Raw genomic sequence first — 12,765 nt, 5'->3', positions numbered from 1 at the left:
AATCATGGCAACTGCATCCAGTAAATCGGTCACTGCGCTGGCAATCAAGGAATCGATCTATGCCTGGGAAGGCAAAGACAAGTCCGGCAAGATGATCAGAGGCGAACTGCGGGCCAATGGCGTGGCCATCGTCAATGCCACGCTGCGTCGTCAGGGTGTCATGGTGACCAAGGTCAAGAAAAAGACCTTCCGCAGCGGAAAAAAAATTACCGACAAGGACATCAGCCTGTTTACGCGCCAGTTGGCAACCATGATGAAGGCCGGCGTGCCGCTGTTGCAGTCATTCGATATCGTGGCGAAAGGCCATTCGAATCCCTCCATGTCCAAGCTGATCATGGACATCCGCGGCGACGTCGAAACCGGCACCAGCCTGAACCAGGCATTCCGCAAATTCCCGCTGTACTTCGACCCGTTGTTTTGCAATCTGGTCGGCGCAGGCGAACAGGCCGGTATCCTGGAAGACTTGCTGACCCGCCTCGCCATCTACAAGGAAAAGACGATTGCCATCAAAGGCAAGATCAAGTCGGCTCTGTTTTATCCGATCTCGATTCTGGTGGTGGCGTTTGTGGTGACGGCCGTGATCATGATTTTCGTGGTGCCCGCGTTCAAGGAAGTGTTCAAGAGTTTTGGTGCCGACTTGCCTGCACCGACGCTGATCGTGATGGCGATCTCGGACTTTTTCGTGTCGTATTGGTACCTGATTTTCGGCTTGATGTTCGCGGCGTTCTACCTGTTTTTCCAGGCATGGCGCCGGTCACTGAACGTGCAGCGTTTCATGGACCGAATGCTGCTGAACGCGCCGATTTTCGGTGCCGTGATACGCAAGGCCACGATTGCACGCTGGACCCGTACCCTGGCCACCATGTTTGCCGCAGGTGTACCGCTGGTCGAATCGCTCGACTCGGTTGGCGGCGCCGCCGGTAACGCGGTCTACCTCGATGCCACCAAAAAAATCCAGAATGAAGTCAGTACCGGTACCAGCCTGACGGTGGCGATGCAAAATTCAAATGTGTTTCCGAACATGGTGACGCAAATGGTGTCGATCGGTGAAGAGTCGGGTTCGCTCGACAACATGCTGGGCAAAGTAGCGGACTTCTATGAAAACGAAGTCGACGATGCGGTCGCCTCGATCTCCAGCCTGATGGAGCCGTTGATCATGGTGGTGCTCGGCGTCATTATCGGTGGACTGGTGATTGCCATGTATCTGCCTATCTTCAAGCTGGGGTCGGTGGTTTGATGCCAGATCTGATGCAAGGCCTGATGCAGGATTATGTGTTTTTGACGGTGCCCGGCACGGTGACGGGTGCAGTCATGGCCGGTATAGTCGGCTTGCTGATCGGTAGCTTCCTGAATGTAGTGATCCATCGCGTGCCAAAAATGATGCAACGCGAATCCGACAATTACGTCGCGAATGAAAGCGGCAAGCCGCTGCCCCATACGGATCACTACAACCTGATGGTGCCGCGCTCGGCGTGTCCGACCTGCGGCCACGCGATCAGTGCCATCGAGAATGTGCCTGTCCTCAGCTATCTGGCACTGCGCGGGAAATGCCGTGCGTGCAAGACGCCTATCTCCATGCGCTATCCCCTCATCGAACTGGCCACGGGCCTGATATCGGCCGGGCTGGTCTGGCACTTTGGTGCCGGCATCAGCGGGCTGGCCACACTGGTATTTGCCTGGCTGCTCATTGCGATGAGCTGTATCGATGCCGATACCCAGCTGCTGCCCGATGACCTGACCTATCCGCTGCTGTGGTGCGGCTTGCTGCTGAACCTGAACGCCACCTTTGTGCCTCTCGGCGACGCGGTCATCGGTGCGGCTGCCGGCTACCTGTGCCTGTGGACGATTTACTGGGCCTTCAAACTGCTGACGGGCAAGGAAGGCATGGGCTACGGCGACTTCAAGCTGCTGGCAGCACTGGGAGCCTGGCTGGGCTGGCAAATGCTGCCAGTGGTCGTGCTGCTGTCGTCTTTGGTTGGTGCTACGGTCGGGATTGCGCTGATTGTCTTTCGCAAACACGGGCGGGACAATCCCATCCCGTTCGGTCCGTATCTGGCCGCAGCTGGCTTGCTGGCGATGGTCTATGGCGATGCGATCACGCGCGGTTATCTGAAGTTCCTGGCCTGATGTCGCCCACGTTTCCGGGCTTTTCCGTTGGACTGACCGGTGGTATCGGTAGCGGCAAGAGTACCGTGGCAAACCTGTTCGCCGAGCGCGGTGCAACATTGGTCGACACTGACCAGATCGCCCATCAGCTGACAGCACCGGGGGGCATCGCACTTGGCCCGATCGTGGCAGCATTCGGCGCTGATAGCCTGCAGACTGACGGCGCCATGAACCGTGCCCTGATGCGGGAGCGCGTCTTCAGCAATCCTCTGGCAAAAAAACAGCTCGAAGCCATCCTGCATCCGCTGATACGCAGCGAGGTCGACCGTGCAGCGCAGCAGGCGCACGGTCCGTACACCATGTTTGTAGTTCCGCTGCTGGTCGAATCCGGTCAATGGAAAAGTCGGGTCGGAAGGATTCTGGTGGTCGACTGCGCCGAAGCACTGCAAGTCGCGCGGGTGATGCAGCGCAGCGGCCTGCCGGTGCAGCAGGTCCACGCAATCATGGCCAGCCAGGTGACGCGGGCACAGCGTTGCGCCGCCGCCGATGATGTCATCCTCAACGACACCGATGCCGACGCGCTGGTTCCTCAGGTTGATCGCTTGCATGCGCTGTATTGCACATTGGCTGGCCAGGCAGCGAACCAGAAGTCGAATTTGTAATTTCACGCCGCATCGTTCAGAATCGTGTAAATATCGGTTAGCAGAACTTTTTAGGGACTCCATTTTGATTGTCTACGAATACCCTTTCAACGAGCGTATTCGCACGTTGTTGCGGCTGGAAGACCTTTACCAGAAATTCACGTTCTTTTTGCAGCAAGAACATCCGCTGCAACATCACGTCGCGCTGTCGACCATTTTCGATATGCTTGAAGTGGCGGGTCGGGCCGATCTCAAATCCGATTTATTGCAGGAACTCGAACGGCAAAAGCAAACCCTGCTGGGCTTCCGCACTAATCCCAATGTACAGCCAGAGCGCCTCGATGCAGTGCTGTCCGAGGTCGACCAGATCAGCTCGGCGCTCGTTGCAGCACAAGGCAAGACCGGCCAGAATGTACGCGACAATGAGTGGCTGATGAGTATTCGCGGGCGCACCATCATCCCGGGTGGCGCTTGCGAATTCGATTTGCCGTCCTACTATGCATGGCAGCACCGGCCGGCCCAGCAGCGCTTCGACGACATCGCGGCCTGGTTTGCACCGCTGGCGCCCTTGTTCGGCGCGATCAACCTGGTACTGCGACTGCTGCGTGAATCCGGTCGCTCGCATGCGATGATCGCCCAAGCCGGCAGTTACCAGCAAATGCTGCAAGGCAAGGTGTATCAGATGCTCAGGCTATCCCTCGACGAATCGCTCGGCGCGATTCCGGAAATCTCTGCCAACAAATACATGTTGTGGGTCCGCTTTACCTCGCAGGACGGCGACATGAAACCAAAACCCAGCGAGGCCGATGTTCCGTTCGAACTGACCCTCTGCAATTTTTAAGAAGAACACCAGCACATGGCAACCGTAGTCAATTGCCCGACCTGCGCCACCAAGGTGGAATGGTCGGAAAAAAACAAGTACCGCCCATTCTGTTCGGAGCGCTGCAAGCAGATCGATCTGGGCGCATGGGCCGAAGAGAAATACACGATACCGGCAGTCACACCGCTGGATGATCCGGACGACGAAGAGACATCGCCACCGCGGCAATACTGATCCTCTGACAGCCTTCAGTTCAGCCGAAACGCATCCGGTCCAGCCAGGCGATCAACGGTATCGTCGCCGGCAATAACGGCGTGCATTCGACGCTGCCCTGCCACGCAAACGCCTGTCCTTCCAGGCTTTGCGGTTCGCCGCGCCAGTCGTGGCTGATATAAAAATGCAGGCGTACGTGGGCATGCGGATAGGCGTAATCGACACAGCACCAAGGCTCGGCACTGCGCACCTCGATACCAAGTTCCTCGACAAATTCACGCTGTAGCGCGGCAAAAATGCTTTCCCCGGCCTCGACCTTCCCGCCCGGGAATTCCCAGTAGCCCGCGTACGGTTTTCCAGCCGGGCGCTGCCCCAGCAAGACATCGCCATTGGCTTGCATCAGAATGCCTACCGCCACGTCGATCGGCGCGGTGTTAGCCATCTCGTTAGCCATCGTATTCGCCACCTCGTCAGCCATGCAATTTGCCCGCATGGTCCCGCGCAAATTGCCACGCAACCCGACCAGAACGCGATCCGCGTTGCAATGCCCAGCGCAACGCGTCTCCCCGCGCTGCCTCGACCTGTTGCGGGGTGCAGCCAAAATACGCCAGCCAGTGCGCCGCGATGAGCAGGTAATCGTCCTGCTTGAACGGATAGAACGAAACCCACAAACCGAAGCGCTCGGACAGCGATATTTTTTCCTCGACGGTTTCGCCGGGGTGCAGGTCGCCCTCGTCGCCGTGGGTATAACTGGCGTTGTCCGACATCCGTTCCGGCAGCAGGTGACGACGGTTTGACGTGGCATAAATCAGCACGTTGTCCGATTGCGCCGCGATGCTGCCGTCGAGCGCCACTTTCAGCGCCTTGTAACCGCGCTCGCCCTCTTCGAACGACAGGTCATCGCAAAAGACAATGAAGCGCTCGGGACGCCCTGCCACCAGGTCGACGATATCCGCCAGATCGGCAAGGTCATCCTTGTCGACTTCGATCAAACGCAGGCCCTGGTCAGAAAACTGATTCAGACAGGCCTTGATCAGCGATGACTTGCCCGTGCCGCGTGCGCCGGTCAGCAGGACATTGTTGGCGGGCAGGCCGCGCACGAATTGCAGCGTGTTCTGTTCAATTTGCTGCTTCTGTATGGTGATGTTTTGCAGGTCAGACAGTGCAATCGGGGCGATTTGCCGTACCGGTTGCAAGCTGCCCGCATCGCCGCGCTTGCGCCAGCGAAATGCCACGCCGGCCTGCCAGTCGATGGCGGTCGGTGGCTGCGGCAGGATGGCTTCAAGCCGGGTCATCAGGTGTTCGGCGCGTTGCAGGAACTGGTCGAGCTGGAACATGGTCATTGCCCTCTCAAGACCGGTAATCGGCGTTGATGGTCACGTAATCGTGCGACAGGTCACAGGTCCAGATGGTGGCGCAGGCAGTGCCGCGTCCCAGCTTCACGCGTACCGTGATTTCGCTTTGTTTCATCACGCGCTGGCCGTCCTGTTCCTGATAGGCAGGATTGCGACCACCGTTGCGCGCCACCAGCACGTCATCGAGATACAGATCGAGTTTGCTGACATCCAGATCATCGACACCGGCGTAACCGATCGCCGCGAGGATGCGCCCCAGGTTCGGGTCCGACGCGAAGAAGGCGGTCTTGACCAGTGGCGAGTGACCGATCGAATACGCAATCTTGCGGCACTCCTCGACCGAGACTCCGTCTTCCACCGTGATGGTGATGAACTTGGTCGCGCCTTCGCCATCGCGCACGATCATTTGCGCGAGCTGGCGCGAAATCGTCGTAACCGCCTCGGCCAGTACGGCGTAGTCGGGGGAGGCGATGTCGGTCACCTGCAGGCTGGCGGTGCCGGTGGCAATCAGCATGAACGAGTCGTTGGTCGAGGTGTCGCCATCGATGGTGATGCAGTTGAAGGATTGATCTGCAGCTTGCTTGACCATGTGCTCCAGCACGTTTTGCGCCACGCCCGCATCGGTCGCCAGAAAGCCGAGCATGGTCGCCATGTTCGGTTTGATCATGCCGGCGCCCTTGCTGATGCCAGTCAGGGTAATGGTCTCGCCGTTGATCACGACCGTGGCGGACGCCGCCTTGGGCTGAGTGTCGGTCGTCATGATGGTTTCGGCCGCGTTGTACCAGTTATCTGCCTTCAAGTTGGTCAGCGCCTGCGGCAAGCCGGCGGTGACGCGATCGACCGGCAGCGGCTCAAGGATCACGCCGGTCGAAAATGGCAATACCTGCGACGCTTCACACCCCAGCAAATCGGCCAGCGCGCTACAGACGGCGTTGGCGCTGGCGAGCCCGGTTTCACCGGTGCCGGCATTGGCATTCCCGGTATTGATCACCAGCGCGCGGATCGGCGCGCCAGAGATATGCAAGCCCTCCAGATGCGCCTTGCACACCTGGACTGGCGCGGCACAAAACCGGTTGGTCGTGAAGACACCGGCGACCGTCGCCGTCGGCGCCAGCGTCATCACCAATACGTCCTTGCGATGCGCTTTGCGCACGCCCGCTTCGGCGTGGCCGAGTTCGATGCCGGTAACTGGTTTCAGGTTCGCTGCGATTGGAAGGGGAGAATTGACGGCCATGGGATTTAACTTGTCGGTGAGAGTGAAGGTGAAAGCGAAAGTGAACGGCGTGTTGGACGATCAGGAAAGCACATTGTAAATTCTGTGCCGCCGTCCGGATCAAAATTCAGGCGAAAAAAAAGGCAGGAAATCCTGCCTTTTTTATGACCAGCCGAATCAGGTCAGCTTGCCGTGGCACAGCTTGTATTTCTTGCCGCTGCCACACGGACATGGATCGTTACGGCCGACCTTCATCCCGTTGATCAGCGGCTCTTGCTGGTCGCTAGCCGGATTGGCGGTCGGTGCCAGCAATTCTTCGGGCGCTGCATCAGGATCAAAATCAGCATGCTGGTAGCTGACGTTCTCGACCTGCGAACGGGCCAGCTGCTCTTCGGCGGCATCGATTTCTTCGCGCGACTGGATGCGTACCGTCATCACGGTCTTGACGACATCGTTCTTGATCATCTCCAGCATCTGACCGAACAGTTCGAAGGCTTCGCGCTTGTATTCCTGCTTCGGGTTTTTCTGGGCATAACCGCGCAGGTGAATACCCTGGCGCAGATGGTCCAGTGCCGCCAGATGTTCGCGCCAATGGGTATCGACGCTCTGCAACATCACACTGCGCTCGAAGCCGGCAAACGATTCCTTGCCAACAATCGCGATCTTGCTGTCGTACGACGCATCCGCCTCGTGCACGACTTTTTCCAGCAATTCTTCGTCGGTGATGTTCGGGCTCGACGCCAGGATCTCGGCGACCGGCACCTTCAGTTGCCACTCAAGGTCCAGGGTGTTTTCGAGGGCAGGGATATTCCACTGCTCTTCCACCGACTCGGCCGGCACATGTTCACGGAACAGATCCGTAAATACGCCATGGCGCAGCGAGGCCACCAGCGGCGACACATCCTGCGACTCCAGCAACTCGTTACGCTGGGTGTAGATCACCTTGCGCTGGTCGTTGGCAACGTCATCGTATTCCAGCAGCTGTTTGCGGATATCGAAGTTGCGGGCTTCCACCTTGCGCTGGGCCGATTCGATCGAGCGCGACACGATGCCTGCTTCGATCGGCTCGCCTTCCGGCATCTTCAAGCGGTCCATGATCGCGCGCACGCGGTCACCGGCAAAAATACGCAGCAAGGCATCATCCAGCGACAGATAGAAACGGGATGAACCCGGATCTCCCTGACGCGCCGAACGACCACGCAACTGGTTGTCGACGCGGCGCGATTCATGCCGTTCGGTACCGATGATATGCAGGCCACCCGCTTTCACGACATGGTCATGCAACAACTGCCACTCGTCTTTCAATTTCTGGATACCAGCTTGCCGTTGTGCGTCGCTCAGTGCGGCATCGGCTTCGGACAATTGCGCCTGCTTTTCAACGCTCCCGCCCAGCACGATGTCGGTACCACGACCTGCCATGTTGGTGGCGATCGTAATGGCTTTCGGACGGCCGGCCTGCGCGATGATCTCTGCTTCACGGGCATGCTGCTTCGCATTGAGCACGTTGTGCGGCAGCTTCGCCGTGTCGAGAATGCCCGACAACAGTTCCGAGTTTTCGATCGAGGTGGTGCCGACCAGCACCGGCTGACCACGCTCGTAGCAATCCTGGATATCCACCAGCATTGCCTTGTATTTTTCTTCGTTGGTCTTGTAGACCTGATCTTGCCGGTCCTTGCGTTGATTCGGGCGATTCTGCGGAATGACCACGGTTTCCAGTCCGTAAATTTCCTGGAATTCGTAGGCTTCGGTATCGGCAGTGCCTGTCATGCCGGCCAGCTTGCCGTACATGCGGAAATAGTTCTGGAACGTGATCGACGCCAGCGTCTGATTTTCGTTTTGAATCTTGACATGCTCTTTGGCTTCGACGGCCTGATGCAAGCCGTCCGACCAACGCCGTCCTGTCATCAGGCGACCGGTAAATTCATCGACGATGACGACTTCGTTGTCCTGCACCACGTAATGCTGATCCTTGTGATACAGCGTGTGCGCACGCAGGGCGGCGTACAGGTGATGGATCAGCGTGATGTTGGCCGAGTCATACAGCGACGCGCCTTCCGGCAGCAAGCCCATGCGCGTCAGGATCTGTTCCGCTTTTTCGTGGCCGGCTTCGGTCAGCAGCACCTGATGGGCTTTTTCATCCTTGGTGTAGTCACCTGGGACGTCCACCTTGCTCTTGCCATCCGGCGTTTCTTCGCCGATCTGCAACGTCAGCAGCGGCGGCACGGCATCGATCTTGTGATACAGCTCGGTGTGGTTCTCGGCCTGGCCGGAAATGATCAGCGGCGTACGGGCTTCATCGATCAGGATCGAATCGACTTCATCGACGATCGCAAAGTTCAGGCTGCGCTGTACGCGGTCGCCGGCATCGAACACCATGTTGTCGCGCAGGTAGTCGAAACCGAATTCGTTGTTCGTGCCGTAAGTGATGTCGGCGGCGTAGGCGACCTGCTTGTCGTCGTGATCCATCTGCGACAGATTGACGCCGCTCGACAGGCCAAGCCAGCCATACAGGCGCCCCATCCATTCGGCATCACGCTGGGCCAGGTAATCATTGACGGTCACCACATGCACGCCTTTGTCGGACAGCGCATTGAGGTAGGCCGGCAGCGTTGCCATCAACGTCTTGCCTTCGCCGGTTCCCATCTCCGCGATTTTTCCGAAGTGCAAAACCATACCGCCCACCAGCTGCACATCGAAGTGGCGCATCTTCAGCACGCGACGACTGGCTTCGCGACAGACCGCAAAGGCTTCGGGCAGGAGATCGTCGAGCTTTTCGCCATTGGCGATGCGCGCCTTGAACGCTGGCGTTTTCGCCTGCAATTCTGCATCCGACAATTTCTCGATGGAGGGTTCCATGGCGTTGATTTCGCGCACGGTTTTTTGGTATTGCTTAAGCAGTCGCTGGTTGCGGCTACCGAAAATCTGGGTCAGTAATGACATGCTTGGATCTTAAATTAGGCGCCGGAAAAATTTCGGATGCGTAAAGACAGTTTGCGCAGCACGAACGGACTTTGGATAAAGGGACGGAGTTTATCATGGTGCTTCAGTAACGTTGGGGTTACCGGCCGCGAAACAATAGCGCATGACCAATGATCTTCTATCTTTGCGTCAGTGCCGGCAGTTTTGACTGGTTCGAACCGGCGATCAGAAACTTATGCGGATTCTGCTGTATGCCCTTGACCAGCACTTCAAAATGCAGATGCGCCCCCGTGGAACGGCCGGTCGAACCGACGTCGGCCACATGCTGGGCACGCTGGACGATATCGCCGACTTTGACCAGCAGCCTGGATGCATGCGCATAGCGGGTGACGATGTCGTTGCCATGATCGATCTCCAGCATGTTGCCGAACTGATGGTGGAATTCCGCGGCGATGACAACGCCGCCTGCTGCGGCAATGATCGGGGTTCCGGTCGACGCAGGGAAATCAATGCCTTCATGAAAGGCACTGTGGCCGGTAAACGGGTCGAAGCGCCAGCCAAAACCGGACGCGTTGTAGGACACGTTGACTGGCTGGATGGTCGGCAATAGTTTGGAGCGGATCTTGTCGAACATCAGTGTTGTTTCGACGACGTTCATGTAGTCGGAGCGATGCTCGACGTCCAGCACCAGCACCTCGATTGCACGCTGGAACTGGTTAATGCTTAACGGCGTGGCGGGAGGGCGCAGCGGATTGACGGGCTCGGCGCCACCGCGGCCTGGCAATTCCTTGAAATTGAATTCTTCCGGCTTGACGCCGGACAGGCCCTGAACACGCTCGCCGAGCGCATCGAGCCGCATCAGCTGCGCCTGCATTTCTCCCAGCTTGATGGCCATCGCCGAGAGGTTTTCGCGCAGGTACCGGTCATTTTTTTTGGCATCATCCTGGCCGTTCGCTTTCAGCAGTGTCTGCACCATCGGCACATTGATCTCACTGGCGTGACGCAAGATCAGCCACGACAGCAACGCCGCACCTGCGCTCAAGGCGATGAGCGCCACCAGACCCGCCAGCAACCAGTGCTTCAGGGTCAGCGTGACAGACCGCGCCTTGTTGAAACGGGGGTGCACAAAAATGATTTGCATCTCGACTCCATTGACTCGTTCGGATGAACTGTGCAGCAGGGTGTGCGAACAACTTGGCGCTCTGTAAACGGGTTAGTGCTGGCCGCCGGTATGGTAAGGTTTCGCCATGCTGCGACCTTCCACTTTTGTGCCGGCCAAAAAGGGCCTGCGATACGTACCGACATCGCGCGGCGCGACCGATTTTTTGCAAGTTCACGATAAGCTGGCTGCGCTGATGCCGTCGATTACGCGCATGGCGACATTGCAGCACGATTGCGCGGAAACCTTGCCCTCGATGTTTTCCGCATGCGGTGTGTTGCAGTTCGAATCTGGCCAACTGGTGCTGTCGACACCGAATGCCGCCATCGCTTCCAAGCTCAAGCAGCAGCTCCCGAAATTGCAGGAAGCACTACAGAAGCGGGGCTGGCAGGTTAGTGCAATCCGGTTGAAAGTGCAAGTTGGCAAGACTCTCGACAAGCCGCCCATCGTCAAGCAACTCAGGCTACCAGACCCGGCACTGTCGGCTTTGATGGAGCTCGAAACTACGCTCGAAAACACGCCACGCAACGCAACATTGCTGGCGGCAATCAGCGTCATGGTCAAACGCCGACGGACCTGAAGGACGTCGGCGCTGAATGGTGTGGGTTTAGTGCTGCATGACCTGCATGGTGACGGCAGCAAATCCGCCCTGACGGCATCTGCTTAATTCAATGCCCATTCTTCTGCGGCCTGACGGACGTACGTCGCGGGTGCTGTATCGAGTGTATCGAAGCTGACGACGTCGTAGGCATCAGGTTGCGCCAGCAAGGCGCGCAACAACTGATTGTTGAGGCCATGTCCGGATTTGTGCGCAACGTAACTGGCCAGCAGCGGATGACCGATCAGGTAGAGGTCGCCGATCGCATCGAGTATCTTGTGACGCACGAACTCGTTTTCATACCGCAGCCCATCCGAATTCAGAATCCGGTACTCATCCATCACGATGGCATTTTCGAGCGAGCCGCCACGCGCCAGGCCCATGCCGCGCAGGGTTTCGACATCCTGCATGAAACCGAACGTACGCGCCCGCGAGACTTCCCTGACATACGATTCAATGCCAAAGTCGACCTCGGCAGTCTGGCCAGTGCCATCCACGGCGGGATGATTGAACTCGATGAAGAACTTCAGTTTGAAACCGTTGAAGGGTTCCAGTCGCGCCCATTTGCGCTTGTCGCCTTCGCCATCGGAGACTTCAATGGCGCGCGTGACCCGAATGAATTTTTTAGCCGCATTTTGTTCCTGCAAACCGGCTTGCTGCAACAGATACACGAACGACGAGGCCGATCCATCCATGATCGGAATTTCTTCGGCGGTCACGTCGACAACCAAATTGTCGATGCCCAGACCGGCACAGGCAGACATCAGATGCTCGACCGTCGACACCTTCACGCCATGATTGTCGAGCGTCGATGCCATGCGGGTATCACCGACACCCAGTGCGCTGGCGGGCAAATCGACCGGCGGATCGAGATCGACACGGCGAAAAATAATCCCGGTATCCGGCGCGGCAGGGCGCAACGTCAGCGAGACTTTGGTCCCGGAATGCAGGCCGACGCCAGTGGTCTTGACCAGTTGTTTGACAGTACGTTGTTTTAGCATGGCGCGATTATAGCAATGTGCGCGCAAAGCAATTCCGTGCGGGCAACCGGACGTAACAATGTGAACCACAACGAACGTGCCGTCTTTCACATCAAACCATGTACCGATCTCAGGATAGACATCGCGCCACTGCTGCGAACGCGAAACGGGCAAAAAAAAGACGCATTTCTGCGCCAGTTTTTTCAAGATTGAGACAGATCAACCCAGCTGTGCGAGCAAGGCTTCTGCAGACGACACCTCAAACTTACCGCCCTGTTCCACATTCAACTGCTTGACCACGCCATCCTGGACCAGCATGGAATAGCGCTGCGACCGTGTACCCATGCCATGCTTGCTGAAGTCGGCATCGAGTCCCAGCGCCTTGCAGAATGCAGCATTGCCATCGGCCATCATGCGGATCGTGCCGGTGGCTTTCTGGTCACGGCCCCATGCACCCATCACGAAAGCGTCGTTCACCGCGATGCACCAGATTTCATCGACGCCCTTGGCTTTCAGGTCAGCGGCATGCTTGAGGTAACCGGGGACATGCTGCGCCGAGCAGGTCGGCGTGTAGGCGCCAGGCAGTCCGAAGATCGCGATGGTCTTGCCTTTGGTCAGGCCCGATACCGCGAAAGTATTCGGGCCGAGCGAACAACCAGCCAATTCGACTTCGATGAATTCTGCAAGCGTACCTTCTGGCAAACGGTCGCCAATATTGATGGTCATGGTATTTCCTTCCGAGTGAAATAGGTGGGGTCAAA

The 12,765-nt window shown here is 57.8% G+C and carries 13 protein-coding genes; 6 read left to right on the top strand and 7 right to left on the bottom strand.

Features of this window, described 5'->3' with window-relative positions; all coding sequences use genetic code 11:
• Nucleotides 1–4 precede the first annotated feature (4 nt).
• The 5 genes from ABD720_RS10690 (at nucleotide 5) to yacG (ending at nucleotide 3,801) form a co-directional block, all read left to right on the top strand.
• The gene (locus ABD720_RS10690; protein WP_344763268.1) at nucleotides 5–1,237 is read left to right on the top strand and encodes a type II secretion system F family protein; all 1,233 of its coding nucleotides are present in this window, start codon (nucleotides 5–7) and stop codon (nucleotides 1,235–1,237) included.
• A gap of 23 nt (nucleotides 1,238–1,260) precedes the next feature.
• Nucleotides 1,261–2,127: a prepilin peptidase gene (locus tag ABD720_RS10685; RefSeq protein ID WP_344763681.1), complete on the top strand. Its 867-nt coding sequence runs from the start codon at nucleotides 1,261–1,263 to the stop codon at nucleotides 2,125–2,127.
• Complete coding sequence (gene coaE, locus ABD720_RS10680) at nucleotides 2,127–2,768, top strand: dephospho-CoA kinase (protein WP_344763267.1); 642 nt, start codon at nucleotides 2,127–2,129, stop codon at nucleotides 2,766–2,768. Before ABD720_RS10685 ends, coaE begins: the two co-directional genes overlap by 1 nt.
• A gap of 64 nt (nucleotides 2,769–2,832) precedes the next feature.
• Nucleotides 2,833–3,588: a cell division protein ZapD gene (gene zapD, locus ABD720_RS10675; protein ID WP_344763265.1), complete on the top strand. Its 756-nt coding sequence runs from the start codon at nucleotides 2,833–2,835 to the stop codon at nucleotides 3,586–3,588.
• A 15-nt stretch (nucleotides 3,589–3,603) separates the two neighbouring features.
• Nucleotides 3,604–3,801: a DNA gyrase inhibitor YacG gene (gene yacG / locus ABD720_RS10670; RefSeq protein ID WP_344763264.1), complete on the top strand. Its 198-nt coding sequence runs from the start codon at nucleotides 3,604–3,606 to the stop codon at nucleotides 3,799–3,801.
• 19 nt (nucleotides 3,802–3,820) lie between these two features.
• On the opposite strand, the gene ABD720_RS10665 is transcribed toward yacG, so the two are convergent.
• The 5 genes from ABD720_RS10665 to ABD720_RS10645 form a co-directional block, all read right to left on the bottom strand.
• Nucleotides 3,821–4,258, bottom strand: a complete 438-nt coding sequence (locus ABD720_RS10665) for an NUDIX domain-containing protein (protein ID WP_344763263.1) — start codon at nucleotides 4,256–4,258, stop codon at nucleotides 3,821–3,823.
• Entirely contained in the window at nucleotides 4,251–5,117 is an 867-nt protein-coding gene (locus ABD720_RS10660; RefSeq protein WP_344763680.1) for an ATP-binding protein, read from the bottom strand. Before ABD720_RS10660 ends, ABD720_RS10665 begins: the two co-directional genes overlap by 8 nt.
• 13 nt (nucleotides 5,118–5,130) lie before the next feature.
• Nucleotides 5,131–6,369 carry a bifunctional glutamate N-acetyltransferase/amino-acid acetyltransferase ArgJ gene (argJ, locus tag ABD720_RS10655; RefSeq protein ID WP_344763262.1) on the bottom strand — a complete coding sequence of 413 codons (1,239 nt, stop codon included), beginning with the start codon at nucleotides 6,367–6,369 and terminating at the stop codon, nucleotides 5,131–5,133.
• Between the two features lie 156 nt (nucleotides 6,370–6,525).
• A complete protein-coding gene (gene secA, locus ABD720_RS10650) occupies nucleotides 6,526–9,288 on the bottom strand; it encodes a preprotein translocase subunit SecA (protein ID WP_344763261.1) in 2,763 nt (920 codons plus the stop codon).
• 157 nt (nucleotides 9,289–9,445) lie between these two features.
• A complete protein-coding gene (locus tag ABD720_RS10645) occupies nucleotides 9,446–10,408 on the bottom strand; it encodes a M23 family metallopeptidase (RefSeq protein WP_344763260.1) in 963 nt (320 codons plus the stop codon).
• 106 nt (nucleotides 10,409–10,514) lie between these two features.
• On the opposite strand from ABD720_RS10645, the gene ABD720_RS10640 reads away from it, so the two are divergent.
• Complete coding sequence (locus ABD720_RS10640; protein WP_344763259.1) at nucleotides 10,515–11,006, top strand: DciA family protein; 492 nt, start codon at nucleotides 10,515–10,517, stop codon at nucleotides 11,004–11,006.
• 83 nt (nucleotides 11,007–11,089) lie between these two features.
• Here the strand turns inward: ABD720_RS10640 and lpxC are convergent, their stop codons facing one another.
• Nucleotides 11,090–12,025: a UDP-3-O-acyl-N-acetylglucosamine deacetylase gene (gene lpxC / locus ABD720_RS10635; RefSeq protein ID WP_344763258.1), complete on the bottom strand. Its 936-nt coding sequence runs from the start codon at nucleotides 12,023–12,025 to the stop codon at nucleotides 11,090–11,092.
• A 198-nt stretch (nucleotides 12,026–12,223) separates the two neighbouring features.
• Nucleotides 12,224–12,730 carry a peroxiredoxin gene (locus ABD720_RS10630; protein WP_344763257.1) on the bottom strand — a complete coding sequence of 169 codons (507 nt, stop codon included), beginning with the start codon at nucleotides 12,728–12,730 and terminating at the stop codon, nucleotides 12,224–12,226.
• Between the last annotated feature and the right edge of the window lie 35 nt (nucleotides 12,731–12,765).

Source organism: Actimicrobium antarcticum, from assembly GCF_039536745.1.
Taxonomy (GTDB): Bacteria; Pseudomonadota; Gammaproteobacteria; order Burkholderiales; family Burkholderiaceae_D; genus Actimicrobium; species Actimicrobium antarcticum.
Note: the sequence above shows the minus strand (reverse complement) of the source record. Positions and strands in the feature narration are given on the sequence as shown.